This is a genomic window from Variovorax sp. dw_308, from assembly GCF_019207085.1.
In the GTDB taxonomy this organism is placed as follows: Bacteria; Pseudomonadota; Gammaproteobacteria; order Burkholderiales; family Burkholderiaceae_C; genus Variovorax.
In genome coordinates this window covers 175933-201919 of the sequence record NZ_JAATOM010000007.1, presented here as the reverse complement: position 1 = coordinate 201919, position 25987 = coordinate 175933, and the positions used below count along the sequence as shown (strand labels likewise).

Sequence of the window (25987 nt, the reverse complement as noted above, 5' to 3'; positions counted from 1 at the left end):
CTGATCAATCGCGCCAACGCGGCCTGCGCACGACGATGCCCGCCCGTTGGCCCAAGTACCAAAAGCCATGCGAATCCTCCTGGTTGAAGACGACACGGTTCTGCGCGACGTGATGTTGCGCAGCCTGGCCGACGCGGGACACCGCATCGATGTGGCGACCAATGTCGAGGACGCCGACCACCTCTGGCGCGTGCAGCCCTTCGATGCGGTGCTGCTCGACCTGAACCTGCCGGCCACCGCCAGCCCGACCAGCGGGCTGTCGAGCGGCCTCAATGCGCTGCGCCAGGCGCGCGGCCGCGGCGACCGCACGCCGGTTCTGGTGCTCACCGCGCGCGACCGCACCGACGAGCGCATCGCCGGCCTGGACGCGGGCGCCGATGACTACCTCGGCAAGCCCTTCGACCTGGCCGAAGTGGAAGCCCGGTTGCGCGCGCTGGTGCGCCGCGCCCAGGGCACCGAGGACATCGTCATGCAGGGCGACCTCAAGCTCGACCGCAAGGCGCGCCGCTTCTCCAATGCCGATGGCCCGCTCGACCTGCCCGCGCGCGAGTTCGAGGTGCTGTGGGAACTGATGAGCCCGCCCGGCCGGGCGGTGAGCAAGCGCGCCTTGTCCGACAAGCTGTCGGGCTTCGACGAGGCGCTGGGCGACAACGCGCTGGAAGCCTTCATCTCGCGCCTGCGCAAGAAGCTCGCAGGCAGTGGCGCCAGCATCCGCACGCTGCGCGGCATCGGCTACCTGCTGGAAGCCGAAGCGGAATCCCGTGCCTGAACCGGCTACGGCGCGGCGGGTCCGCGCCGCGCCTTCGCTCACGCGCAGGGTGCTGCGCAATGTGCTGTGGCCGCTGGCGCTGAGCTGGTCGATCGGCACCTTGGTGGCTGGCGGCGCCGCGCATTACCTGACGGGGCAGGCCTTCGACCACGCGATGCTGGACGATGCGCTGGCGGTGTCGGCCAACATCCAGCTCGGCGAGCGCGGGCCGGAGTTGCTGCTGTCGCCGCGCGAAGTGACCACCTTGCTGTTCGACCAGGTGGAGGAGGTCCACTTCGTGGTGTTGCGGCCCGATGGTTCTCGCATCGCCGGCGAGGCGGGCTTGACGGCGCCGGCGCCCGAGCCCGGCACGCGCTTCCAGTTCTCCGACATCCAGTTCCAGGGCCGGCCCTTTCGTGCCGTGGTGCTCAGCCAGGAAGACCCGACCGGCCACAGCGTCGTGATCGCGCAGACCACGCGCGCGCGCGCCGGCCTCATCCAGCGCCTGCTGCTGTACACGCTGGTGCCGCAACTGCTGCTGCTCGGGCTGCTGGCGGTATGGTTGTGGCGCGGCATCCGCAGCGACCTGCGGCCACTGGTCGACCTGCAGCAGGCGCTCGACCGGCGCGACGCCGATGACCTCGCGTCGGTGACGGTGGTGCGCACCTCGCGCGAGGTCGAAGGGCTGGGCGACGCGGTCAATTCGCTGTTCGAGCGGCTCGGCCACAGCGTGCAGGCGCAACGCCAGTTCGCGGGCAATGTCGCGCACGAGTTGCGCACGCCGCTGGCGGGCATCCGCGCACTGGCCGACTATGGCCTGGCGCATCCGGATCCGAAGGTCTGGCGCGAACAGCTCGAGCGCGTGTCCCGGAGCGAGGCGCGTGCCAGCCACATGGTCGACCAGTTGCTGGCGATCGCACTGGCCGACGAGGCGCACGCGACGCAGCAGCGCGCGCCGGTGCGCCTGGCCGAACTGGTCGAGCAGACGGTGCTGCGCCATCTGGCGCGGGCCGATGCGCGCGGCGTGGACCTGGGCGCACGCGGCATCGAGGAGGGCGCGGGCGTGGTGGTGCAGTCCAACGCGGCGCTGATCGAAGGCGTGCTCGACAACCTCATCGACAACGCGCTGCGCTATGGCGGCCGCACCATCACGGTCGAGCTCGCCGGCACCGTGCTGAGCGTGGTCGACGACGGCCCCGGCATCCCGCAGGAGGCCCGGCGCGACCTGATGCAGCGCTGGGCCCAGGGCGCGGCCGGCCACAAGCTGGGCGAGGGGGCCGGGCTCGGGCTGTCGATCGTGTCGCGCTATGCGGGGCTGCTGGACGCCGTCCTTACGCTGGACAACGATGCGGTCACCGGCGGCTTGCGCGCCAGCGTTGCGTTCCCGGCGCGGGGATGAAGCCCACCCTTGAGCCGGCACGCCTTGCCCGCCATGGCTTGATGCGTCGCGAAAGCCAGGTTCAGCGTGGTGCGTTGTTGCCCGGGTCGAAGTCGTCGTCGAGCGCGAAGTCGCCGCGCTCGAAGGCGGCGATCACCTGCCTGGCTTCCGCGACATGCGACGCCGCCACGCGCAGCTTGGCGCCGCCGACGGCCACGCTCCAGAGCGGGTTGGCCTGCACCAGGTTGTCGTCGGCCACGACGGCCGGCACGCGCGCCGCGTTGAGGCAGGCGCACAGCATGTGGGCGTCGATGGGCGAGAGGTCGCGCGCAACGGTGACCATGTCGCCAAGGTAGGGGCCGGAGTCGTCGTTCATGGGTGGCGTGAGAGGGCAGGTTCAGCCTTGCGAGCGGTGCGGGCGGGACCTCGGCGCGGAGGCGTCGATGGCGCCGGTCGCGCTGCGCAGGTTCTTGTCGATGAAGTCGCGCGCAATGTCGTCGACGTCGCCTTCGACCGGACTCGGGAAGTTCATGCGGTACTTCAGCAACCGGCCCTGCAGGCCGGTCATGAAGGTGCGGGATTCGAGCGGGCGGCCCTGGCTGCGGAACCGGTAGCTGACGGTGCGGAAGTCCAGGCCGCCGATGCGCGTGTCGCTCGTGGGGCCGACCTTGAGTTCGGTGTACTGGCCGGACTGCGCAAGCTGCCGTACCTCGTTGATGGTGCTGCGGAAATGCGCATCGAAGGCGGGGTCGGAAACGCCCGTGGCCCAGTTGTTGCGGCCCAGGCCGTAGTGGTAGACATCGACCCAGCCGACGGCGCTTTCATAGCGCTGCCTGCTGCCCAGGCCCGGGCGGTTCGGCTCGAAGTCGTGCGCGCCGGCCAACTCCCAGGTGACGCCGGGGGGCGGCCGGATGGTTGGCGCGGGCGCGGTGACGGCTGCTGTTGGCGCGGTGATTGCGGTGGTCGCGCAGCCGGCCATCCAGGCGCCGACGAAGGTCGCGGCGGCGAGCGACATGAGTTTGCTGGTCATCGTTGGATCTCCCCCTGTGATTGGCGTCAGTCGGCCAGTTCGACCTCGCCTTCGATTTCCACCGGCAGGTCGAAGGGCAGTTCGGCCATGCCTACCGCGCTGCGCGCATGCGCGCCGACCTCCGGGCCGAAGAGTTGCAGGATCAGGTCGGAACAGCCGTTGATGACGCCCGGCTGCTGGTTGAACCCCGGCGCCGAGTTCACCATGCCAAAGACGCGGACCCAGGCGCTGATGCGGTCGAGGTCGCCCAGCGCGCGCTGCAGGCTGCCGAGGATCGACAGCGCCGTCAGCCGCGCCGCCACGCGGCCCTGCTCCTGCGTGAGCGCGGCGCCGACCTTGCCGAGCGGGCCCGCGATGGCGCCGTCATCGCCTTGCGGCCCGTGTCCGGAGATGATCGCGCGGCGCCCGACCAGCCGCACCGGGCGGAATGGCAGCATCACGCCGGGCGGCGGCTTGACCGGCGGCGGCAGCACCAGCCCGAGTGCTGCGAGGCGTTCTTCGATACGAGCCACTTCAATCTCCTTCCCCGGGGGGTGGATGTCACCATACCGCACACTGAACCAAAGTCCAGTCCCCGACAAGCCCGCGGCGGCGTAGGGTCCGGCGGTGGTCAATCCCGAACCGCTCATTGCCGTGGTGGACGATGAATCGCCTGTGCGCATCATGCTCGGGCGGGTGCTGCGGCTGGCCGATTACCGCGTGGGCGAATACGCCAGCGGCGAGGACTTCCTGGCCTCGCTGGACGGGCCGCAGCTTCCGTTGTGCGCCATCGTGGACCTGCACATGCCGGGACTGTCGGGCTTCGAGGTGCAGTCGCGCATCCGGGCGGCGAAGCTCGAAGTGCCGGTGGTCTTCATCACCGCGAGCGACGATCCCGGCCTCGATCGCTCGGCGCTCGCGCTCGGCGGGAGGGGCCTGCTGCGCAAGCCGTTCTCGAGCGACAAGTTGTTCGAGGCGATCGTCAGCGCCATTGGCCGGCGCGGCCAAGGCAGCGACGGCGACGGCGGAGATGACAGCGACGGCGGGCGCGCGACTTAACCAAAGTCCAGTTCCGCGCACGATGGCGAGCGTCTAAAACCGACGATTGATTGATCGGCACGCCTGAAGGAGGTCGCGATGGAAAGTGCAGGAGCAAGCGCATGATCGAGCCCGCGGAGGACCCGGCTCCCGGACCCACCTCCACCGAGATGGCGTGGCACCGCACGGCATTGGCCGATGCGCGCTCTCACCTGGCCAACGAACGCACGCACCTGGCCTACCTGCGCACCGCGCTGTCGATGATGAGCTTCGGCATCACCATCAACCGCTTCAGCATCTACCTGCTGCAAGGCCAGAACGCGGACAAGCTGCTCGAGCACCAGCACTTCCCGATGCGCGATGCGGCCAACGTCGGGCTCGGCATGGTGATCGTCGGCATGGTGCTGCTGCTGTGGTCGCTGTTGCGCTATCGAAAGACCTACACGCAGATCGTGGAACAACGCTTCGAGCCCAGTTCCACGTCGGTGAGCCTGCTGACGCTGGCGGTGGTGGCCATGGGCGCCGTCAGTGCGATCTGGCTGCTGCTGAATTGAAAGCCTGCGCCGCGCGTCCTGTTGCGCATTCGACGGGCGCCGGCTAGGGTGGGGCACCCCCATTCCCCTGACCCCATTCCATGAAGTCCCTCGCGTCCCGATTCGCCGCATTCCTTGCGCTGGTCCTGGTCTTCGCGGCCTTCGGTGCCGGCGCGCAGCAGCATCCGCAGGATGCGACGGTCGAGGCGCCGCTCTCCGTCGCGAACCGCCATGTGTTCGTGTTTCGCGCGACGATGTTCGGGCTGACGGCGAAGCAGCGCGCGGCCCGTGCGGCGGAGCGCATCGGCGCGGTGCCGGCCAGGCGCCTGCAATCGCCCGTGCTGGTGGCGGAAATCGAGCAGGACGGTGTGCACGGCTACGTGATCACGCAGGAAGGCGCGAGCTTGTTCGCGGTGTTCTCCGCCGACCTGGAACCGGGCGATCCGCCGCTGCGGCAAGTGGCCACCGAAGCCGGCCAGCGGCTGCAGGCGGCAATGCAGGTGCGGTGGGAGCAGGGTCGCGTGCGCAGGATCGCGCTGGCCATCGCATGGACCGCGCTGGCCAGCGCGATCTTTGCGGCCATCTTCATCGCGCTGCGCCGCGGCGCGAGCATGATCGAGGCCAGGACCAGGGGCATGCGTGCGCGCGCTGCCAGCCGATCGATGTTCGACTGGCGCCGCATGGCGGTGCAGGTGCTGTTGCACATGGTCCAGTGGGTGCGGTATGCGCTGGTGCTGATGGCGCTGTACGTGTGGCTCGCCTTCGTGCTCACGCGCTTCCCGTACACGCATCCCTGGGGCGACACGCTGGGCGAGTCGCTGGTGGCCCTGGTGGAGCGGGTGCTGCTGGCCGTGGTGGGCGTGCTGCCGGACCTGGCGATGATCGCGGTCATCTTCCTGCTCGCCCGCGTCGTGGTCCGGACCTTGCACGCCCTGTTCGAAGGTGCGCGTGCCAGCGGCGCATCGGTGGACGCCCTGCAGCCCGACACCATCGGCGCCACCAAGCGCCTGACGTCCGGGCTGGTCTGGCTCTTCGCGCTGGTGATCGCCTATCCGTTCATCCCGGGCTCGGACTCCGATGCGTTCAAGGGGCTCAGCGTGCTCTTCGGCGTGCTGGTCACGCTGGGTTCGTCGGGTGTGGTGTCGCAGGTCATGGCCGGCTTCGTGCTGATCTACTCGCGCGCACTGCGCCCCGGCGACCAGGTGCAGATCGGCGACGCCGAAGGGCGGGTGTTGAGCCTCGGCGTGTTCTCGACCAAGCTGCGCAACCGGCTCGACCAGGAGATCACCTTGCCCAATGCCGTGGTGGTGGGCGCGCGCGTGCTGAACTACAGCCTCACGGGCCAGCCTGCGGAGATGTCGATCTCGACCTCGGTGACGATCGGCTACGACACGCCGTGGCGCCAGGTGCACGCGATGCTGGCGATGGCCGCCGGGCGCACGGCGAGCCTGCTCGACAAGCCCGCGCCGGTGGTGCGCCAGTTGCGCCTGCAGGACTGGTACATCGAATATGAGCTCAACGTCTTCATGGCCGTCGAGGCACGGAAGTACGACGTGCTCGACGAACTGCACAGCCACATCGTCGATGTCTTCAACGAATACGGCGTGCAGATCATGTCGCCCAACTACGTGCTGCAGCCGGCCGACCCGGTGCTGGTGGCCAGGGACGGGTGGCGTCCGCCGCCTGCGCAATGAGGGGCGGCCGCAAGGCGAATCAAGAGAAGAGGGCATGCCAATGAAACTGCTTCTGCTTTCAGTGTTCGCCGCAGCCCTGCTGTGCGGATGCACCTCGACCACGACGTCCTCGGACATCGTGCTGCTGAAGACCGAGTTGCAGGGCCCGCGCTGCTCCGCGCCCGCCGAGGGCGCGTGCGCCAGTTGCGCGACGGCGTGCCCGGCGCAGAAGCAGGCGTTGTGCATTGGCGGGACGAGCGCGGTGGCTGCCGGGAGCGCGGTGGCGACCTGCGCGGTGCCGGCGTCATGCAGCTGCCAGGAGCTTTCGCTGGAGCGGCTGCCGCGATGAAGGGGTGAATTTCTACTGCGGCCACCGATCTCGGGTCTGCGGTCCTCACCGCACGAGAGTGCGTTTCCGGTCCTCAACCCGACCCCGATGCCCTCGCTACGAAATCTTCACACCTTCTCTGACGCTTCGGGCAAGCCGGCCGATCCGGCCTGCGCGCGAAATGCGCGGCTCGAGATCGCGACGGTGTTGTTGTCGGGGTCTTTCGCATTGGCGAACGCGTAGCCGTTGGCCTGGTGTGTCGCGCCGAAGTCGAGTCCGAGGTCGACGCAGCGTTGCTTGAACCCCTCGACATCCTCCACGCTGAACATGAGCTTCACGCCGGCCTGGCCGAGCTTGACGCTCCTGGCCGCCTGGTGGATGAGGATGCTGGCGCCCTGGCCCGGCGCGCTGAGTTCGATCAGGCCTTCGACCACTTCCTCGGTGGTCGTGAAGCCGAAGAACCTGCGATAGAACCCGGCGCTTCTTTGCATGTCCCTGGCGTAGAGGATGATGGTGTGCAGCGGTGGGGTCATGGTGGTGAGGCTGGATCGGCTTGCACGATCGTAGCCACCAAAAGAAAAGGCGCCATCCACGGACAGCGCCTTCGTTCGTCGCGCGCACGAGGCCCGCGCCGATAACGTATCAGGCCATCAAGCCAGTGCCGGATAGTCGATGTAGCCCTTGGCGCCGCCGCCGTACATCGTCGCCTTGTCCAGTTCGTTCAGCGGCGCGTTCTCGCGCAGGCGGCGGACCAGGTCGGGGTTGGAGATGAAGGGCTTGCCGAAGGCGACGAGGTCGTCGCCTTCCTTCACCGCCGTCTCGGCCATCGGCTTGTCGTAGCCGTTGTTGACCATCCAGGCGCCCTTGCCGCCGGCCGCGCGGTAGGCGGCCTTCAATGCTTCGTAGTCGAACGGGCGGTCCTCGATTTCGCGCGGGCCACCGGTCGCGCCTTCGATGACGTGGATGTAGGCCAGGCCGAGCGGCGCGAGTTGCTTCACCACGTAGTCGAACAGCGGCTGCGGGTCGGCGTCACGCACGTCATTGGCGGGCGTGACGGGCGAGAGGCGGATGCCGACCTTGCCGCCGCCGACCGCGTCGACGATGGCGCGCGTGACTTCGAGCAGCAGGCGGGCGCGGTTCTCGATGCTGCCGCCGTAGTCGTCGGTGCGCTGGTTGCTGCCGGTCTTGAGGAACTGGTCGAGCAGGTAGCCGTTCGCGCCGTGGATCTCGACGCCGTCGAAGCCCGCGGTTTCAACGGCGTTGCGCGCGGCGGCCGCGTAGGTGTGCACGATGCCGGGCAGTTCCTCGGCCTTGAGCGCGCGCGGCTCGGAGGTCTCGACGAAGGTGGGCACGTCGTCCTTGATGAGCACGGTCTTGGTCCTGGCCGTGATCGCCGAGGGTGCGACGGGCTTGCCGCCGTCGGGTTGCAGCTCGGTGTGCGAGACGCGGCCGACGTGCCACAGCTGCACCACGATCTTGCCGCCCTTGGCATGCACTGCATCGGTCACGCGCTTCCACGCATCGAGTTGCTCGGTGCCGTAGAGGCCCGGCACGTCGGCATAACCCTGCCCCTGGTGGCTGATGGCGGTGGCTTCGGTGATGAGCAGGCCGGCGCTGGCGCGCTGCTCGTAGTAGGTGGCGGTGATGTCGCGCGGCACGGCGTTGGGCGAGCGGTTGCGCGTGAGCGGCGCCATGACGATGCGGTTGGCGAGTTGCAGGTCGCCGGCCTGGACGGGGTCGAAAAGCGTGGTCATTGTTGTGTGGGTTCCCAGGTTGCAGTGAGGCGCGCCAGCGTACGGCGGCGCGGTCAACCGTGCTGTGGTGGGGTTGTCGAGTTTGGTGCTAGGGAAAAGGAGCAAGTGCGCGCGCGCATGGCCTTGCCTCAGAATGGGCCGCCCGCCCCGATGACGAAATCCGCCCCCACATTTTCCGCAGCACCTGCGTTGACGCCTGAACGTGCGCTGTGGGTTGCGCTCGCATTGTCGATGGGCGCGGCGGTGTCGCTGGGCCTTGCGCGTTTTTCCTACGGCTTGCTGCTGCCGCCGATGCGCGCCGATCTCGGCTGGAGCTATGCGCTGGCGGGCGGCATGAACACGGCCAATGCGGTCGGCTACCTGGTCGGTGCGTTGGTGACGCCGGCGCTGATGCGGCGTCATGGCGCGATGCAGGTGCTGATCGCGGGCGCCCTGTTGGCGACGCTGTTCATGACGGGCAGCGGCTTCGTGACTTCGGCGCCGGCCTTGTTGTCGCAGCGTTTGCTGGCGGGCCTCGCGAGCGCCTGGGTGTTCGTGGCGGGTGGCTTGCTTGCCGCGCGGCTGGGCGCGGCGCAGCCCTCGCGCAGCAGCTTCCTGCTGGGGCTCTACTACGGCGGCACGGGCTTCGGCATCCTGCTGTCGGCCCTGGTCGTGCCGGCCGTGTTGCAGGCTGCGGCGGGCGTCGCGCACGGCTGGGCATGGGCCTGGTGGGCGCTGGCGCTGGCGAGTGCTTTGGGCACGGCGTTGCTCGCATGGGCGGTGCATGCGATGGCGGGGCAGGGCCTGGGCGTGCCCGTCGCCGCGGCGGCCGGCTCCGGGCCGCAGGCGGTGGCGCAATTCGTGCCCCTGCATCGATTCGCCTGGGCGCTGGGCGGCTACACGCTGTTTGGCGCGGGCTACATCGGCTACATGACCTTCATCATTGCCCTGTTGCGGGAGCAGGGCGCGAGCGCGGGCTTCGTCACGCTGTTCTATTCGCTGCTGGGGCTGGCGTGCGTGGCGTCGTCGCGGCTGTGGGCGGGCTTGCTCGACCGCTTCCGGGGTGGTCAACCGCAAGCGCTGCTGAACATGCTGCTGGGCGTGGCGACCCTGCTGCCGGTGCTGAGCCCGTCCTTGCCGGTGGCGCTGGTGTCGGGGGTGATGTTCGGTGCGGTGTTCCTGTCGGTGGTGGCGTCGACCACCGCGCTGGTGCGGCACAACCTGCCTCAGGCCGATTGGGCGCGCGGCATCAGCGCGTTCACGATCGCCTTCGCGCTGGGCCAGATCGTGGGGCCGACGGTCACCGGATGGATCTCCGACGGCGCTGGCGGCCTGGCGCGTGGGCTGGTCGTGTCCGCTGGAACGCTGTGGCTCGGTGCGGCGCTGGCATCGCGCCAGCGCGCGCTTCATCATTGATACGGGCGCCCGCGCAGCCTGGAGGTGCGCTTACTTGAGCAGGCCTTCGGCCTTCATCGCCTCCTGCACCGCCGGGCGGGCGCCGACGCGTGCGTGCCATGCTGCCAAGTTTGGAAAGCCGCTGATGTCGACGCCAGTCGGCTTGGTCCAGTTGGTGACGGTGAACAGGTAGCCGTCGGCCACGCTGAACTGATCGCCCATCAGGTACTGCTTGCCGGCGAGCTGGCCGTCGAGCCAGGTGTAGCGGCTCTTGAGCTTGTCCTTGGAGATGACCTTGTATTCCTCGGGCGTGGCCGGGTTGAACAGCGGGCTGAAGGTCTTGTGGATCTCGGTGCCGATGAAGGTCAGCCATTCCTGCAGGCGGTAGCGGCCCAGGGTGCCGGCGGCCGGCGCAAGATTCTTGGCAGGCGCCTGGTCGGCGATGTACTGGACGATGGCGGGGCCTTCGCGCAGGCGCGTGCCGTCGTCGAGTTCCAGCATCGGCACGTAACCAAGCGGGTTGATGCCGTAGTAGTCGGTGCCGTCCTGCAGCTTGTGGCTCTTGGTGCTGGCCAGCACCGGCTCGAAGGCGATGCCGGCCTCGTGCAGCGCGATGTGGGGGGAGAGCGAACAAGCGCCGGGCGAGTAGTACAGCTTCATTGGAATGCTCCTGATTTCGGGTTGGGACACGGGGAGGGAAAGCGAGGGCAATCCTAGCGGGTTTGCCGCACGGGCTTGTCCTACGGGGCTTCGAGGGCGCGGCTGTCCGGGGGTAAGCGCCAGCAAACCTACGCTTGCATTCACCGCGGACGTTGTGCCGCCAACAGGAGATGGGTCATGCTCAAGTACGCCATTGTTTTCGCGATCATTTCGCTCCTCGCCGGGGCGCTTGGGTTTACCGGTGTCGCGGCCGGCGCGGCCGGCATTGCCAAGGTGCTGTTCGGCCTCTTCCTCATCCTCGCGGTGGTGTTTCTGGTGCTTGCCGCACTGGGTGTCGGCGCGGCCAGGAAAGCGCTGCACTGAATGCACTACTCGAACATCGAAACCGTGCTGGCCTATGAGGTGACCGGGCCTTCCCACATGCTGCTCAACATCGAGGCCGCACGATGCGGCGGCCAATCGGTGCTGAGCGAGGAGTTGGTGGTCGAGCCGCCCCTTGAATTGAATGCGTTCTGCGACGAAGGCAGCGGCAACCGATTTATCCGCTTCGACGTGGAGCCGGGGCCGCTGAAGATCCGCTATCGCGCCGTCGTGCAACGCTCGCCGCTGATATTGCCGGCCGAACTGGCCGAGGTGCCGGTGAACGAAGTGCCCGACTCGATCCTGCACTACCTCATGCCGACGCGCTATTGCGAATCGGACCTGATGTCGCGCGCGGCGCAGCAACTGTTCGGGCACTTGCCGCCGGGCATCGGCCGCGTGCAGGCGGTGGTGGACTGGATCCACGAGAGCATCACCTACGAACCGGGCAGCAGCACCTCGACCACCACGGCGCAGGAAGTGTTCGTGCAGCGCGCCGGGGTGTGCCGCGACTTCGCGCACCTGGGCATCACCTTGTGCCGGGCGCTCAATATCCCGGCGCGGCTGGTGGTCGGCTATGTCTTTTTCGACGAGCCGCCGCAAGATTTCCACGCCGTGTTCGAAGCGTGGCTGGGCGGGCGCTGGGTGCTCTTCGATGCGACCCGGATGGCGCCTGTGGATCGAGTCGTTCGCGTAGGCACCGGGCGAGATGCAAAGGACGTGGCCTTCTGCACCATCTTCGGCCCGGTGGGCATGACGGAGAAGACCATCATCGTGCGCGAGTACCAGGATGAGACCGCGCCGCCGCTGCGTGAGCCGGCGCCGACGGGCGAACTGGTGGGCATCGAGAAGCCGGTGGCGGTGAAGCCGCGAGGCGATGACGATGGCGGCGAGAACGCTGCGCACTCGCTGGAGGCGGCGGGCTGAGGGCTGCGCACGGTGGCAACGCCTTGCGCGTGTGTGTCGACGGCTGGAGTGCGTTGCTTGCAAAGGCACGGCGTGGATGCGGATGGTTGCGGGTGCCTTGCGCGGATGCAACGTTCCGCCGTACGGGCGCAGCAGGGGAAAGGCGCCTCGGCGGGACCAACGACACCCATCGGTTCGGCCCGGTGGCGCCTTCGAGCGAGTGTCGCTTGGCGCTATGAAAATGATAGCAATTTGTAGTTGATTGACAGGCGTTCCGGCGCTTTTCATTCGCGGTAGTCGCGCCGGGCGCGCTTGACCACGCCGCAGGCATGAGAGTGGGTGCCCGACTAAAATTGGTGCCCCCTTTTGCCGCGTACCTGCTGTGCGCTTGCTCCCATGCTCTACCCTGAAGAATTCGACGTGATCGTCGTTGGCGGCGGCCATGCCGGCACCGAGGCCGCCCTGGCCGCGGCGCGCATGGGCGCGAAGACGCTGCTGTTGAGCCACAACATCGAGACGCTGGGGCAGATGAGCTGCAACCCGTCGATCGGCGGCATCGGCAAGGGCCACCTCGTCAAGGAGGTCGATGCGCTCGGGGGGGCGATGGCAATCGCCACGGACGAATCCGGAATCCAGTTCCGCATTCTCAATTCGAGCAAGGGGCCGGCCGTGCGGGCGACCCGCGCGCAGGCCGACCGTATCCTGTACAAGGCCGCGATTCGCCGCCGGCTGGAGAACCAGCCGAACCTTTCGCTGTTCCAGCAGGCGGTCGATGACCTGATGGTGGAGGGCGACCGCGTGGTCGGCGCCGTCACGCAAGTCGGCATCGCTTTCCGCGGGAGGACTGTTGTGCTGACGGCTGGCACCTTCCTGGATGGCCGCATCCACGTCGGCCTCGACAACTATCAGGCCGGCCGCGCGGGCGATCCGCCAGCGATCAGCCTGTCGGCACGGCTCAAGGAACTGAAGCTGCCGCAAGGCCGCCTCAAGACCGGCACGCCGCCGCGCCTCGACGGCCGCACCATCGACTTCTCCAGGTGCACGGAGCAGCCCGGGGACGGCGTGCCCGGCGGCACGACCACGGCGCTGCCGGTGTTCAGCTTCATGGGCGGCATCGACATGCATCCGCAGCAGATGCCGTGCTGGATCACCCACACCAACGAGCGCACCCACGAGATCATCCGGTCCGGCTTCGATCGCAGCCCGATGTTCACCGGCAAGATCGACGGTGTCGGGCCGCGCTATTGCCCGAGCGTGGAAGACAAGATCAATCGCTTTGCGGACAAGGAAAGCCACCAGATCTTCCTGGAGCCGGAAGGGCTCACGACCAACGAGTACTACCCGAACGGGATTTCCACGAGCCTGCCCTTCGACGTGCAATACAAGCTGGTGCGCTCGATGGCCGGGCTGGAGAACGCGCACATCCTGCGGCCCGGTTATGCGATCGAGTACGACTACTTCGATCCGCGTGCGCTCAAGTCGAGTTTTGAGACACGGGCAATCCAGGGCCTGTTTTTTGCCGGGCAGATCAACGGCACGACCGGGTACGAGGAAGCGGCAGCGCAGGGATTGTTCGCCGGCATCAATGCGGCACTGCAATGCAGGGGCGAAGAGTCCTGGATGCCGCGTCGGGATCAGGCCTATTTGGGCGTCCTGGTCGATGACCTCATCACCAAGGGCGTGACCGAGCCCTATCGCATGTTCACGAGTCGGGCCGAGTTCCGGTTGCAACTTCGCGAAGACAACGCCGACATGCGGTTGACGGAAGACGGGCGCAAGTTGGGCCTGGTGGACGACGCGCGCTGGGATGCGTTTTCGCGGAAACGCGACGCTGTTTCACGTGAAACAGAGCGGCTCAAGTCCATCTGGGTGAACCCGCGCAACTTGCCGGCGACGGAGTCTGAGCGGGTGCTCGGCAAGGCCATCGACCATGAATACAACCTGGCCGACCTGCTGCGTCGGCCGGACGTGAGTTACCAGTCGCTGATGTCGCTTGACGGCGGCAAGTACGCGGCGGAGGAGGGCGCGACCTTGCGCGCCACTGAAATCGAACAGATCGAGATCGCCGCAAAGTATTCGGGCTACATCAATCGCCAGCACGACGAAGTGCAGCGCGCCGCGCATTTCGAGAACCTGAAGATGCCCGCCGACTTCGACTACAGCCAGGTCACCGCGCTAAGCTTCGAAGCGCGACAGATCCTCGGCAAGCATCGGCCCGAGACCTTGGGGCTCGCCTCGCGCATTTCCGGCATCACGCCTGCGGCCATCTCCTTGTTGATGATCCATCTGCGCAAGGGAGGCCATCGCGCCTTCACGACGGCCGCCGCCGAGATCGCGGAATGACGCAGATCGCTGCACTGCACGCGGGTGCCGCCGCGTTGGGGCTGGCGTTGACCGAACGCCAGGCGCACCGGTTGCTGGCGTATGCCGCACTGATCCTGAAGTGGAACAAGGTCTACAACCTCACTGCCTTGCGGGATCCGGCGCTGGTGCTGTCGCACCACTTGCTGGACAGCATGTCTGTGGTCGAACCGCTCCGCCGGGAGCAGCCGTCGGGCGGCAAGTTGATCGACGTGGGCGCTGGCGCCGGCTTGCCAGGTGCCGTCATCGCCATCCTGCGAGACGACATCGACGTGAGTTGCCTGGACGCGGTTGCGAAGAAGACGGCGTTTGTCCAGCAGGTTGCGGCCGAATTGAAGCTTCCCAATCTGCACGGCGTGCATGCGCGCGTCGAGTCCCTGGCAGGGCAGTACGACATCGTCAGTTCCCGTGCTTTCGCCTCGCTACCGGATTTCTTCAACGGGTCTGCCCAACTGCTGGCGCCCGGCGCGCGCTGGATGGCCATGAAGGGCAAGGTGCCGGTCGATGAACTGGCCGCTCTGCCTCCAGGTGTCGACGTGTTTCACGTGGAACAATTGACCGTGCCAAGTTTGGATGCCGAGCGCTGCATCGTCTGGGCGCGTCAGAAAGCAACAGTTGTTGACTGATTTTTGACGGTAAGCGCCTGCGATGGGGAGGGCGCGCAGTCGCTCCGGCACCGCCCTTGCGTACACTCGACGGTTTCATCCCCCCCAAGCAGATTTCCCCATGTTCGGCATTGCTGATTACGGCGCGTTCGTCGCGGCCATCATTCTGTTTCTTGCCATCCCCGGACCGGGGAATCTGGCCTTGATCACGTCCACCAGCAAAGGTGGCATCCGGGGCGGACTGTCCGCCACTTTCGGTCTGATCGCCGGCGACCAGGCACTCATGTGGGCCGCAGTCGCTGGCATCGCTGCATTGCTGGCGGCATACCCCGCAGTCTTTCACGGCGTCCAATGGCTGGGCGCCATCTACCTCGCCTGGCTCGGCGGCAAGATGCTGCTGGCCAAGCCCGGCGCCGCCCCGATCCTGAACATCCGCCCCCGCCAGTACTTCAGCCAGGCCTTCACCATCACGCTGTTGAACCCCAAGGCGATCGTTTTCTACATGGCGTTTTTTCCGCTCTTCATCGACCCGGTCAAGCACCAGGGCCTTGTGACCTTCGGCGTCATGGCGGCGACGGTCGCTGTGTTGACCTTCATCTACGGGCTGGGCGCCGTCTTGTTGACGCACTTTTTCGCCGAACGGCTGCGCGCCAATCCGCGCATTTCATCGAAGCTGCAAAAGCTGGCTGGCATCTTCCTGATCGGCTTTGGCGTCAAGCTCGCCGCTTCCAGTTGATGCGGCATGACCTTCAACCGCGCGCGACCTGCGGCACCCGTCCATCCGAATTCCCGGTGCCGCGCCGCCAGAAGCGCCGGCGCATCACCGCCGCATCCATGATCCCCCGCGACCCCACGCAACACGGCTCGACTGAGCCGGGAAGAGAACACTGATGGCTCGCATCTTCTGCATCGCCAACCAGAAAGGCGGCGTCGGCAAGACGACCACCACGGTCAATCTTGCGGCCGGACTGGCCAAGGTCGGCCAGCGCGTGCTCATGATCGACCTCGACCCACAGGGCAACGCCACGATGGGTTCGGGTATCGACAAGCGCCAGCTCGAACTCACCGTCTACGACGTGCTGCTCGAATCGGCGACCGTGGCCGAGGCCCGCCTCACCGCCGACAAGTGTGGCTACGACGTGCTCGGCGCCAACCGCGAGCTGGCCGGCGCCGAGGTGGAAATGGTGTCCATCGACCGCCGCGAGAAGCGCCTGCGCACCGCGCTCGCCGCGGTCGGCGCCGAATACGACTTCATCCTGATCGACTGCCCGCCCAGCCTGAGCCTGCTGACGCTCAACGGCCTGTGCGCCGCGCACGGCGTGATCGTGCCGATGCAGTGCGAATACTTCGCGCTCGAAGGCCTGACCGACCTGGTCAACACCATCAAGCAGGTGCATGCGAACCTCAACAAGAACCTGCAGATCATCGGCCTGCTGCGCGTGATGTTCGACCCGCGCATCACGCTGCAGCAACAGGTGGCCGACCAGCTCAAGTCGCACTTCGGCAACAAGGTGTTCGACACCGTGATCCCGCGCAACGTCCGCCTGGCCGAAGCGCCCAGCTACGGCTTGCCCGGCGTGGTGTTCGATCCTTCGGCCAAGGGCAGCCAAGCCTTCCTCGCTTTCGCGCAGGAGTTGGTGGTCAAGATGCCGGGGGCCGGTGCAAGCGCGTCCGCATCGGCGCCCGTGGTTGCCCCGCAGCAATCCGTGGCCCCGGCGTCGGCCACTGAAGCTCCCGCCTCGAACGACGTCCAGTGAGTGCGCGACCTCATCCGCCATCGCTCCTGCTATCAATTTCATAGCAAATGACCGCCTCATCGATCTGGTTGTTGCCCGGCTGGCAGAACAGCGACGCACCGCACTGGCAGAGCCGCTGGGAGGTGGTGCACGGCGACCACCGCGTCGAGCAGTACGACTGGATGCGGCCGCTGCGAGGCGATTGGCAGGCGCGGCTCGAAGATGAGCTGCTGGGCGCGCCAGCGCCCGTCACCTTGGTCGCGCACAGCCTCGGCTGCATCCTCGTCGCCGCCTGGGCCTCTCACTCACGCCACACGGCCAAGGTGCGCGCCGCGTTGCTGGTCGCGCCGGGCGACCTGGAGCGCGACGATCTGCGCCAGATGATCCCCGGCTGGGCGCCCATCGTGCGCCAGAAGCTGCCATTCCCCTCAATCCTGATCGCGGCCAACGACGACCCCTACTGCGCGCAAGACCGATCGCGGCAGCTGGCAGCCGACTGGGGCTCGCGCTTCGTCGACGCCGGGCAGGGCGGACACCTCAACGGCGAATCCGGCCTGGGCGATTGGCCCGAGGGCCGCAGGCTGCTCAACGAACTGCTGAAACAGAAGGACTGAAATGACCCGCCCCCGCGTTCACCACCCCGACGTGCATCTGCCTTCCCGGCGAAAGGTGGCCTGACCATGGTCACCAAGAAACCCAAGGGACTCGGTCGCGGGCTCGAGGCGCTACTCGGCCCCACGGCCAGCGAATCTGGCGAGCCGCAGCCCGAAGGTGGCGCGGCGCAGAACCCCAACACCCTTTTGCTCGACCAGATGGTGCCCGGCGTCTACCAGCCGCGCACGCGCATGGACGAAGGCGCGCTGTACGAGTTGGCCGAGAGCATCAAGGTTCAGGGCATCATGCAGCCGATCCTGGTGCGCCGGCTCGACCCGGCGTCAGCGGCGGCCAAGAACGCCGAATACGAAATCATCGCCGGCGAACGTCGCTACCGCGCAGCCCGGCTGGCGGGGCTGGACAGCGTGCCTGTGCTGGTGCGCGACGTGCCGGACGAATCGGCCGCCGCGATGTCGCTCATCGAGAACATCCAGCGCGAGGACCTGAACCCGCTGGAAGAAGCCCAGGGCCTGCAACGCCTGGTCTCCGAATTCGGCCTCACCCACGAACTCGCAGCCCAAGCCGTGGGCCGCTCGCGCAGCGCCGCCAGCAACCTGCTGCGCCTGCTCAACCTGGCCGAGCCGGCGCAGGCGATGCTGATGGCCGGCGACATCGACATGGGCCATGCCCGCGCGCTGTTGTCGCTCGACAAGGCCATGCAGATCACGGCCGCCAGCCAGATCGCGGCGAAGAAGCTGTCGGTGCGCGAGGCGGAAGCGCTGGTCAAGAAGCTCGGTGCCGACTTCAGCCTGTCATCGCCTCGCCGCACAGGCCAGGAAGAGAAGTCGCGTGACCTGCAACGGGTGGAGGAAGAACTGGCCGACCTGCTCATGGCGGAGGTCGAGGTGCGCATCAAGAAGCGCAGCAAGCGCGGCGGAAAGCTCGAGCAGAGCGGCGAACTCGCCATCCACTTCGGCTCCATCGAGGCGCTCAACGGACTCATCGACCGCATCCGCCTGACGACATAGCTCCACGCGGCTGCCTTTTGGCGAATGAGCAGCGAAGGCCTTTGTGCCTATGCTTCGCTTGGATTGTTCGAACGAACCAACAGAAGCATCGAGGGGCCACCATGCGTCTTGCCAAGCTTTCCATTGCCGCTGCCGCGGCCGTCGCGGGCGCCGTCCTGCTGGCCGGTTGCGAGTCCACCAACATGCAGATGGGCTCGCCGGCCGCCAAGACGACCGCCACGGGCGCCGCCGCCGGCAGCACGTCCGCCAACGCGAGCGGCCAGCTGGAGCGCTGCGCGGCGCCGCTCGGCACGGTCTCCCTTGTCGAGAACCAGAACGCCGGGTGGTACACCATCCTGCGCAACGAATACCGGCTTCCACCCACGTCCAACCTGCTGCGACTGCTGATCCAGCAATCGAACTGCTTCGTGGTCGTCGAGCGCGGCGCGGCAGGCATGAACGCCATGAACCGTGAACGGCAACTCATGCAGTCCGGCGAGATGCGCCAAGGCAGCAACTTCGGAGCCGGCCAGATGGTCGCGTCCGACTACGGCATGTCGCCCGACATCATCTTCAGCAACAGCAACGCAGGCGGTGCCGGGGCCGCGCTTGGCGGCTTGGTGGGCGGACGCTACAGCAGCGTGTTGACGGCTGTTGGCGGCAACATGCAGACCAAAGAAGCCAACGCGATGCTCACGCTGATCGACAACCGCTCCGGCGTGCAGGTCGCGGCCTCGGAAGGCAGCGCCTCCAAGACCGACTTCGGCGCCTTCGGCTCGGTGTTCGGCAGCGGTGGTGCGGGTGGCCTGGGCGGCTACACGAACACCGCACAGGGCAAGGTCATCGCCGCGGCCTTCATGGATGCGTACAACCAGATGGTCATCGCACTGCGCAACTACCGGGCGCAAACCGTGCAAGGCCAAGGCCTGGGTGGTGGCGGGCGGCTGGGTGTCGATGGCGGCGTGGCACCGTCGCAAACCTCGGCGCCGCAGCCGGCGCGCAAGAAGTAGCCACGGCGGCCCGGGTGGGAGAGGAAGGCGCCACCAGTAGCCATGGCGGGCTGGGTGGGAAAGGGAGGCGCTACCCGCCGCCGGTTTCGCAATCCTTGCGCCTGAATTCGACGTCGGTTGAACCGTAGCCTTTTCGAAGGTTTCGGAGCGTGGCAACCGGGCGCCTCGCGCATGCCGAATCCACTTGAAAGTGGTTTGCCAGCCCCAGCTTCAGGCGTTCACGACTCGCCCTGTCATCCGACAGTGCCGGGTGCGAACCGCCGGTGCTTCGCTGCGCTCACCAGCTGAAGATCTTCCCCGGATTCATGATGTTCTTCGGATCCAGCGCCCGCTTGATCGTGCGCATCATGTCCACCGCGCCCGCGCCGGCCTCGGTGATCAGGAAGTCCATCTTGTGCAGCCCCACGCCGTGCTCGCCGGTGCAAGTCCCTTCCAGCGACAGCGCGCGGCTGACCAAGTCGTGGTTCAGCTTCTCGGCCTTCACCCGCTCCTCGGGGATGTTCGGGTCGATCAGGTAGCCGAAGTGGAAGTTGCCGTCGCCCACGTGCCCGACGAGGAAGTAGGGGATGCCGCTGGCATCGGTCTCGGCCACCGACTCGAGCAGGCAATCGGCCAGCCGCGAGATCGGCACGCAGGTGTCGGTCGAGATCACGCGGCAGCCGGGCCGCGACTGCACCGCCGCGAAGTAGCTGTTGTGCCGCGCCGTCCACAGCCGGGTGCGTTCTTCCGGCGTGCTGGCCCATTCGAAGGCGTTGCCGCCGTGCTCGCTGGCGATCTCCTGCACCGTCTCGGCCTGCTCCTTCACGCCGGCCGGGGAGCCGTGGAATTCCATCAGCAGCATCGGCTCCTCGCGCAGGCCGAGCTTGGCGTAGGCATTCACCATGCGCACCGCGTTCACGTCGATGAGTTCGACGCGCGCGATCGGTACGCCGAGCTGGATGATCTGGATCGTCGTGCGCACGGCAGCCTCGATGCTCGGGAACGAGCAGATCGCCGCCGACACGGCCTCGGGCAGGGGATAGATGCGCAGCGTGATCTCGGTGACGACACCGAGCGTGCCTTCGCTGCCGACCATCAGGCGCGTCAGGTCGTAGCCCGCCGAGGACTTCTTGGCCCGCGTGCCGGTGCGGATCACTTCGCCAGCGGCCGTGACCACTTCCAGCCCGAGCACGTTTTCGCGCATGGTGCCGTAGCGCACCGCGTTCGTGCCGCTGGCGCGCGTGGCCGTCATGCCGCCGATGGAGGCGTCGGCGCCGGGGTCGATCGGGAAGAACAGGCCGGTGCTCTTGATCTCCTCGTTGAGCTGCTTGCGCGTGACGCCCGGTTGCACCGTCACCGTCAGGTCGTCGGCATTGACCGACAGCACCTTGTTCATGCGCTGGAGGTCGATGCTGATGCCGCCCTGCACCGCGAGCAGGTGGCCTTCGAGCGAGGAGCCGACGCCGAAGGGAATCACCGGCACGCTGAATTCGCTGGCCAGCTTCACCGCATCCGCCACGTCCTGCGTGCATTCGGCGAACACCACGGCCGCGGGCGGCGGCGCGTCGAACGATGACTCGTCGCGGCCATGCTGCGTGCGCACCGCCATGGCCGTCGAGCAGTTGGCGCCGAAGCGCGACTTGAGTGCCGCGATCGCCGCATCGGGCACCTCGCGCAAGGCAATTTCCGGCGTGAGGTGGGCGAGGGCGGCTGGGGCGTTCATCTTCGTGTCTCCAAATGGGGGGGCCTCCCGGCATCGCGGCGAGCAGACTGCGACGAGCGGTCTACCATTCTATGAACCGCACTTCAGAAAGCTATCCACATGGGCAATCGCCTCACACAGATCGCCACGCGCACTGGCGACGACGGGTCCACCGGTCTCGGCGACAACACGCGCGTCCCCAAGGACCATCTGCGCGTTCACGCCATGGGCGACGTCGACGAACTCAACTCCAGCATCGGTCTGCTGCTGTGCGAGCCGATGCCCGATGCGGTCCGCGAGTTGCTGGTCGACGTGCAGCACCAGTTGTTCAACCTCGGCGGCGAGTTGTCGATGCCGGGCTTCACGCTGCTCAAGCCCGATGCGCTGCTGCAACTCGACAACGCGCTGGCCACGCACAACGCGACCCTGCCGCGCCTAGCTGAATTCATCCTGCCGGCCGGCACGCGCGCCGCATCGCATGCGCATGTGTGCCGCACGGTCGCGCGGCGGGCCGAACGCGCGGTGGTGGCGCTGGGGCAGGGTGAGTCGATCAATGCCGCGCCGCGCCAGTACCTCAACCGGCTCAGCGACCTGCTGTTCGTCCTGGCCCGCGTGCTGAACCGCGTCGACGGCGGTGATGACGTCTACTGGAAGAGCGAGCGAATGGCGCGTGCGCAGGCGCAAGACTGACCCTGGGTTCGCGAATTCGGGAGGGGTCAGCCGAACGCAGAAGGAAGACAGGAGAACGCAAAAGTCGCAGAAGAAACTTCCTTCTTCTGGATTTTTTTGCGACCTTTGCGGGCCTTTGCGACTTCTGCGTTCGGCTGTCCGCTCCCGAATTCAAGCCCGGCTACACACGCCCCCACCCCGTCTCGGGCGGCGCGGACGAAGGCGCGAATTGATTGAGCGCGTCGGCGATGCGGCCCGCCGAGCCGAAGGAGAGCGTGAAGCCAAGCGCCCCGTGGCCCGTATTGAACAGCAGGTTCCTCGGCGCGCCAGGCAGTTGCCCGATGATCGGCAACCCTGTCGGCGTCGCGGGGCGCATGCCGGTCCATGGATTCAGTTCCGCGAAGTCGCTGCAGTCCGGAAACAGTGCGCGCGTCGAGGCCACCAGCGATTCGATGCGCGCCGCCGGAATCGACGCATCCGCCCCGACCAGCTCCGCCATGCCGGCCACGCGCAAGCGCCGGCCAAGCCGCGCGAACACTACCTTGTGTGCGCTGTCCGTCACGCTCACCAGGGGCGCCGCGCCCGGCGTCTCGTCCACCGCCAGCGTGATGCTGTAGCCCTTCAGCGGATACACCGGCAGCCGCACGCCGAGCCGCTGCGCCAGCGCATTCGACGCGCTGCCCAGGGACAGGACAAACGCATCCCCATCGACCGCGCCGCGCGAGGTCGTCACCGCGCTGACACTGTCGCCGCGCAGCGCAAAGCCGTCGATCGTCTCGCCGAGCATGAAATGCACGCCACGCGCCTGCAGCGAATCGACCAGCGCGATGCAGAGCTTCAGGCAGTCGGCGGCGCATTCGCTTTCCGTGTACACCGCGCCGGCGATCTCGTCGTGCACGGCCGCGAGCGCGGGCTCGATCGCGATGCACTCGTCGGGCGACACGATCCGTTGCGGCGCACTGCCCAGTTCACTCTGTAGTGCGACCTGGCGCGCCGCCCCGTCGAGGGCTGCCTGGCTGCGGTAGATCACCAGCTTGCCGGTGGCCGAGAAGTCGCAGTCCGGCTGCAGCCTTGCCATCATCGACTCGAAGCCTGCGCGGCTGCGCGCGGCGAGCGCGAGGAGTTGCGCCGTGGTGCTGCGCGAGGTCTCGGCATTGCACGCGCCCAGGAACTCCAGCCCCCAGCGCCACTGTTGCGGATCGAATTGCGGGCGCAGCTTGAGCGGCGAGGAGCGCGACAGCAGCAGCTTCGGCAATTGGGCCCAGATGGACGGGTCGGCCAGCGGCTGCACATAGGAGTAGCTCAGTTGCGCGCCATTGCCGCCGCTGGCACCATGGCCCGGTGCGGCCCGGTCGATCACCGTGACCGAGTGGCCGCGCAACGAAAGCTCCCACGCGGCAGCAAGGCCGACGATGCCGGCACCGAGCACTGTGACTTGCATGAAATGGTTCGACGTTCTTCAGGGGTGGGTCGTTGTCTGTCCTCCACTGTAGCCGGGGCGCGTGCGTTCGGGAAAAGGAGGGGGCAGGCCGGCGCGCTTCGCTCCTAGACTGACCATTCACCGACCATAACCACAACCCTGAAGGGAACTTGCCTCATGAAGATTTCTGCCCTGACCTCCGCCCTGGTATTGCTGGGCCTCGCCAGCGTGGCGGGAGGCGCCCAGGCGGCCGACACGCTCGCCAAGATCACCGCGGCCAACAAGATCTCGCTCGCGTACCGCGAATCGTCGGTGCCGTTCAGCTACCTCAACGGGCCCGAGAAGCCCATCGGCTTCTCGGTCGACATCGCCAATGCCGTGGCGGCCGAGGTCAAGAAGAAACTCAACAAGCCCAACCTCGAGGTCGGCCTGATGGCGGTGACCTCGCAGAACCGCATCCCGCTCATCACCAACGGCACCATCGACCTCGAGTGCGGTTCCACGACCAACAACACCGCGCGGGCCAAGGACGTGAGCTTCGCCATCAACCACTTCTACACCGGCACGCGGCTGCTCGTGAAGAAGACGGCGGGCGTCAAGGACTATGCCGACCTCAAGGGCAAGAAGGTGGCCATCACCGCCGGCACCACCAACATGCAGGTCGTGCGCAAGTACAACGAGGAGAAGAAGCTCGACATCGACATCATCTCGGCCAAGGACCATGCCGACGCGCTGTTGCTGGTCGAGAGCGACCGCGCGACTGCCTTCGCGATGGACGACATCTTGCTGTTCGGCCTCAAGTCCAACGCCAAGTCGCCGGGCGAACTCGAAGTGGTCGGCGAGTCGCTGCAGGTCGAGCCCTATGCCTGCATGCTGCCCAAGGACGACCCGCAGTTCAAGGCGCTGGTCGACGGCGTCATCACCGGGATGATGAAGTCGGGCGAATTCGCCAAGCTGTACGACAAGTGGTTCGTGCAACCGATCCCGCCGAAGAACCAGCCGATCGGCCTGCCGATGAGCCCGCAACTGCAGGACAACATCAAGGCGCCGAACGACAAGCCAGCGACTTGAAGGCGTGAATATTTCTACTGCGGACGCCGATCTCGGGCCTGCGGTGCTCGCCGTACTTGAGTACGGTTCCGCTCCTCAACCCGACCTCGGCGCCCTCGCTACGAAATCTTCACGCCTTCAGGGCTGACGTTCAACTCCGGGTGGGGCCGTGCGCGTTGCCCGTGAGCCCCGCGAAGCCCGTGACCACGCCTAAACCCCTTTGGCGAATTGCGTACTTGTGATCTACATTTGAGGAAGTTAAGGGAGCGCTAACCAACGTGCGCCATCCGATGCGCGCGAGGTTTCCACAAAGGAAGCTCTTGCCGGTCGCCGCCCTGTCACTTCCTCGCGCCGAGGGCGCCAATCACTTCCGCATGGAGCGGCAGAAGGGCGTGCTGTCGGCGGGCAACGGCGAGAACGTCCACATCTCATTGGGCGAGCGCGAGGTGGTCGAGCGCGGCATCGACTATCGCCGCGCGCCGGCCACGCCCCCCGGATTCATCGACCGCGAGGAAGCCACCGGCATCGTCGTGGGTTCGCTGCAGTTCGGCCTGACCTCGGTCGAACTCACCGGCGAGCAGGGCATCGGCAAGAGCTGGATGCTGCGCCGCGCGGGCGCCGAGGCGCAATCGCTTTTCGAGGGCGGCGTGGTGCGCGTGCCGCCCGGCACCTACGGCGGCTCCGACCTGCTGCAAGCCCTGTTCGAAGCCTTCTTTGGCGTCGAGGAACGATGCCGTCCCGCGCGGCGCGAGCTGCGCGAGCGTTTCGTGGACAAGCGGGCGCTGCTGCTGGTCGATGATGCGGCGCTCGACGATGCCGCCATCGAGCAGCTGCAGGACGTCGCCCCGGGCTGTGCGGTGCTGCTCGCCACGCATGAGCCGCGGCTGCAGCGCGAAGCCGGGCCGATCGTGCTGGGCGGGCTGTCCGCGGCCGACTCGATGGCGCTGCTGGAACGCCTGCGCGGTGCGCCCATCGTCGGCGCCGAACTCGGCGTGGCGCTGGCAGAGTGCCACGCGACGCGCGGCCATCCAGAACGGCTTTCGCGCAGCGGCGGGGCCGATCCGGCATCGCTGGACCGGCTCGACGCAACCCCGCGCGCGGTGCTCGACATGCTGGCCGCGTTCCACCCGCAGGCCGTGCAGGCCGCGGTGATGACGGATCTCAGCGGCAAGCGAGATGCCTTGCTCGCGATCGAGCTGCTGATCGGCGCCGGCTGGGTCTATCAGGATGACGGGCAGGTGCGGCTGATACCGCATGTCGTGGCCGCACTGGAGGCGTCGCCCGTGCTCGTCAGTCAGCGGCGCATCGACGGATTGGTGCGGCTGGCGCACCGCGCGAGCCGCCAACCGCGCGCCATGGCATCCGGCCTGGTTTCCTTGCCCTTGATCTGGTCGGCGCTGGGCGCTGCGCGCGAGGCGCATGCGTGGCTCGACGTGATGGCGATCGTGCGCGCTTGGGACATTCCCCTGGTGCTCGCCTGCCAGTGGGATGCAGCCAAGCGCGCGCTCGACTGGCACGCAAAGGCCGCCTGGAAGATCGGCGATGAACGCGAGCGGGCCTGGGCGCTGCATCAGCGCGGCACGCTGGAACTCGCGCAAGGCTATCCGCCACTGGCCGCCCAGTTGCTGCGTGAATCCTTCACGCTGGCCGAGCACGTGGAAGACCATGCGCTCGCCGCGTCGGCCCGCTACCACCTCGGCTGGCTCACGCCCGAGGCGCCACCCGAAGGCTGGGCCAGCACCTCGGGGCCGATGCCGCTGGCGGCGAGCGATCCGTTCGCCAAGGCGGTCGGCACTGCTGCGCCCACGCCAGGATCGTGGCAGATGGCGCCGCACTCGCCGATGCGCTCGCTGGCGGCCCAGCTGGCGCTGGCGGTCGCGATCGGCCTCGCTGGCGTGCTCACCGTCGCGGCGGTGCTGCGCATGGTCGACACGCCGGTTCATCCACGCGGCTCGACGGCTGTGGGAGAAGAGTCAGCCACCGGGCTGACCCGGACCTCCGTGAACGTGGCCAATCCGGAGCGCTAGGACCTGGGCGCAGGACTCTGCCAAGAAGTTGCGAACCAACGGGTGGCCGGATTGAATCACCAGGGA

The 25987-nt window shown here is 67.4% G+C and carries 27 protein-coding genes; 19 read left to right on the top strand and 8 right to left on the bottom strand.

What is annotated here, in order from left to right; genetic code table 11:
* Positions 1-67: 67 nt before the first annotated feature.
* Together HCU76_RS16795 and HCU76_RS16790 are read left to right on the top strand one after the other, a co-directional pair.
* Positions 68-769: a response regulator transcription factor gene (locus HCU76_RS16795; RefSeq protein ID WP_213959033.1), complete on the top strand. Its 702-nt coding sequence runs from the start codon at positions 68-70 to the stop codon at positions 767-769.
* The gene (locus HCU76_RS16790) at positions 762-2147 is read left to right on the top strand and encodes a sensor histidine kinase (protein WP_218510056.1); all 1386 of its coding nucleotides are present in this window, start codon (positions 762-764) and stop codon (positions 2145-2147) included. The genes HCU76_RS16795 and HCU76_RS16790 overlap by 8 nt, the downstream gene beginning before the upstream one ends.
* Positions 2148-2208: 61 nt before the next feature.
* Here the strand turns inward: HCU76_RS16790 and HCU76_RS16785 are convergent, their stop codons facing one another.
* From HCU76_RS16785 to HCU76_RS16775, 3 genes are read right to left on the bottom strand one after another with little or no spacing between them, the layout of a single operon-like run.
* On the bottom strand, positions 2209-2502 hold the full coding sequence (locus HCU76_RS16785; RefSeq protein WP_213959031.1) for a DUF2007 domain-containing protein: 294 nt from the start codon (positions 2500-2502) through the stop codon (positions 2209-2211).
* 21 nt (positions 2503-2523) lie between these two features.
* Positions 2524-3156 carry a hypothetical protein gene (locus tag HCU76_RS16780; protein ID WP_218510055.1) on the bottom strand — a complete coding sequence of 211 codons (633 nt, stop codon included), beginning with the start codon at positions 3154-3156 and terminating at the stop codon, positions 2524-2526.
* A 26-nt stretch (positions 3157-3182) separates the two neighbouring features.
* On the bottom strand, positions 3183-3668 hold the full coding sequence (locus HCU76_RS16775) for a RidA family protein (RefSeq protein WP_213959029.1): 486 nt from the start codon (positions 3666-3668) through the stop codon (positions 3183-3185).
* Positions 3669-3762: 94 nt separating this feature from the next.
* Between HCU76_RS16775 and HCU76_RS16770 the strand changes: the two genes are divergently transcribed.
* From HCU76_RS16770 to HCU76_RS16755, 4 genes are all read left to right on the top strand, one after another.
* On the top strand, positions 3763-4194 hold the full coding sequence (locus HCU76_RS16770) for a response regulator (RefSeq protein ID WP_213959028.1): 432 nt from the start codon (positions 3763-3765) through the stop codon (positions 4192-4194).
* A 101-nt stretch (positions 4195-4295) separates the two neighbouring features.
* A complete protein-coding gene (locus HCU76_RS16765) occupies positions 4296-4727 on the top strand; it encodes a YidH family protein (RefSeq protein ID WP_213959027.1) in 432 nt (143 codons plus the stop codon).
* 80 nt (positions 4728-4807) lie between these two features.
* Positions 4808-6400 carry a mechanosensitive ion channel family protein gene (locus HCU76_RS16760; protein WP_213959026.1) on the top strand — a complete coding sequence of 531 codons (1593 nt, stop codon included), beginning with the start codon at positions 4808-4810 and terminating at the stop codon, positions 6398-6400.
* Positions 6401-6440: 40 nt separating this feature from the next.
* A complete protein-coding gene (locus tag HCU76_RS16755) occupies positions 6441-6728 on the top strand; it encodes a hypothetical protein (RefSeq protein ID WP_213959025.1) in 288 nt (95 codons plus the stop codon).
* A gap of 107 nt (positions 6729-6835) precedes the next feature.
* Here HCU76_RS16755 and HCU76_RS16750 read toward each other — a convergent pair whose 3' ends face one another.
* Both HCU76_RS16750 and HCU76_RS16745 read right to left on the bottom strand, forming a co-directional pair.
* The gene (locus HCU76_RS16750; protein ID WP_213959024.1) at positions 6836-7240 is read right to left on the bottom strand and encodes a VOC family protein; all 405 of its coding nucleotides are present in this window, start codon (positions 7238-7240) and stop codon (positions 6836-6838) included.
* 117 nt (positions 7241-7357) lie between these two features.
* Complete coding sequence (locus HCU76_RS16745) at positions 7358-8461, bottom strand: alkene reductase (protein WP_213959023.1); 1104 nt, start codon at positions 8459-8461, stop codon at positions 7358-7360.
* Positions 8462-8611: 150 nt separating this feature from the next.
* Here HCU76_RS16745 and HCU76_RS16740 point away from each other — a divergent pair, with 150 nt between their 5' ends.
* Complete coding sequence (locus HCU76_RS16740) at positions 8612-9856, top strand: YbfB/YjiJ family MFS transporter (RefSeq protein ID WP_218510054.1); 1245 nt, start codon at positions 8612-8614, stop codon at positions 9854-9856.
* Between the two features lie 30 nt (positions 9857-9886).
* On the opposite strand, the gene gstA is transcribed toward HCU76_RS16740, so the two are convergent.
* Positions 9887-10495 (bottom strand): glutathione transferase GstA, encoded by a 609-nt coding sequence (gstA, locus tag HCU76_RS16735; RefSeq protein ID WP_213959021.1) that lies wholly within the window; start codon positions 10493-10495, stop codon positions 9887-9889.
* 177 nt (positions 10496-10672) lie between these two features.
* Here gstA and HCU76_RS16730 point away from each other — a divergent pair, with 177 nt between their 5' ends.
* The 9 genes from HCU76_RS16730 to HCU76_RS16690 all read left to right on the top strand — a co-directional run bounded on the left by HCU76_RS16730 (position 10673) and on the right by HCU76_RS16690 (position 19074).
* Positions 10673-10858: a DUF1328 domain-containing protein gene (locus HCU76_RS16730; protein ID WP_218510053.1), complete on the top strand. Its 186-nt coding sequence runs from the start codon at positions 10673-10675 to the stop codon at positions 10856-10858.
* Positions 10859-11782: a transglutaminase family protein gene (locus tag HCU76_RS16725; RefSeq protein WP_213959019.1), complete on the top strand. Its 924-nt coding sequence runs from the start codon at positions 10859-10861 to the stop codon at positions 11780-11782. It abuts the gene before it with no gap.
* A 375-nt stretch (positions 11783-12157) separates the two neighbouring features.
* Positions 12158-14104, top strand: a complete 1947-nt coding sequence (gene mnmG / locus HCU76_RS16720) for a tRNA uridine-5-carboxymethylaminomethyl(34) synthesis enzyme MnmG (RefSeq protein WP_218510052.1) — start codon at positions 12158-12160, stop codon at positions 14102-14104.
* Complete coding sequence (gene rsmG / locus HCU76_RS16715; protein WP_213959017.1) at positions 14101-14748, top strand: 16S rRNA (guanine(527)-N(7))-methyltransferase RsmG; 648 nt, start codon at positions 14101-14103, stop codon at positions 14746-14748. Before mnmG ends, rsmG begins: the two co-directional genes overlap by 4 nt.
* Positions 14749-14848: 100 nt before the next feature.
* Entirely contained in the window at positions 14849-15463 is a 615-nt protein-coding gene (locus HCU76_RS16710) for a LysE family transporter (RefSeq protein ID WP_213959016.1), read from the top strand.
* 154 nt (positions 15464-15617) lie between these two features.
* Complete coding sequence (locus tag HCU76_RS16705) at positions 15618-16484, top strand: ParA family protein (protein ID WP_218510051.1); 867 nt, start codon at positions 15618-15620, stop codon at positions 16482-16484.
* 47 nt (positions 16485-16531) lie between these two features.
* Positions 16532-17077 carry an alpha/beta hydrolase gene (locus tag HCU76_RS16700; RefSeq protein ID WP_218510050.1) on the top strand — a complete coding sequence of 182 codons (546 nt, stop codon included), beginning with the start codon at positions 16532-16534 and terminating at the stop codon, positions 17075-17077.
* A gap of 66 nt (positions 17078-17143) precedes the next feature.
* Positions 17144-18085, top strand: coding sequence for a ParB/RepB/Spo0J family partition protein (locus HCU76_RS16695; protein WP_218510049.1), 942 nt, complete (start codon positions 17144-17146; stop codon positions 18083-18085).
* Between the two features lie 101 nt (positions 18086-18186).
* Positions 18187-19074, top strand: coding sequence for a CsgG/HfaB family protein (locus HCU76_RS16690; protein WP_218510048.1), 888 nt, complete (start codon positions 18187-18189; stop codon positions 19072-19074).
* A gap of 277 nt (positions 19075-19351) precedes the next feature.
* On the opposite strand, the gene HCU76_RS16685 is transcribed toward HCU76_RS16690, so the two are convergent.
* Positions 19352-20776: an FAD-binding oxidoreductase gene (locus HCU76_RS16685; RefSeq protein ID WP_218510047.1), complete on the bottom strand. Its 1425-nt coding sequence runs from the start codon at positions 20774-20776 to the stop codon at positions 19352-19354.
* Between the two features lie 99 nt (positions 20777-20875).
* Between HCU76_RS16685 and HCU76_RS16680 the strand changes: the two genes are divergently transcribed.
* Positions 20876-21445: a cob(I)yrinic acid a,c-diamide adenosyltransferase gene (locus HCU76_RS16680; protein WP_218510046.1), complete on the top strand. Its 570-nt coding sequence runs from the start codon at positions 20876-20878 to the stop codon at positions 21443-21445.
* Positions 21446-21605: 160 nt separating this feature from the next.
* On the opposite strand, the gene HCU76_RS16675 is transcribed toward HCU76_RS16680, so the two are convergent.
* A complete protein-coding gene (locus tag HCU76_RS16675; RefSeq protein WP_213959009.1) occupies positions 21606-22865 on the bottom strand; it encodes a D-amino acid dehydrogenase in 1260 nt (419 codons plus the stop codon).
* A gap of 156 nt (positions 22866-23021) precedes the next feature.
* Here HCU76_RS16675 and HCU76_RS16670 point away from each other — a divergent pair, with 156 nt between their 5' ends.
* Both HCU76_RS16670 and HCU76_RS16665 read left to right on the top strand, forming a co-directional pair.
* Positions 23022-23915, top strand: coding sequence for a transporter substrate-binding domain-containing protein (locus HCU76_RS16670; RefSeq protein ID WP_218510045.1), 894 nt, complete (start codon positions 23022-23024; stop codon positions 23913-23915).
* Positions 23916-24214: 299 nt separating this feature from the next.
* A complete protein-coding gene (locus HCU76_RS16665; protein WP_218510044.1) occupies positions 24215-25921 on the top strand; it encodes a hypothetical protein in 1707 nt (568 codons plus the stop codon).
* Positions 25922-25987 lie beyond the last annotated feature (66 nt).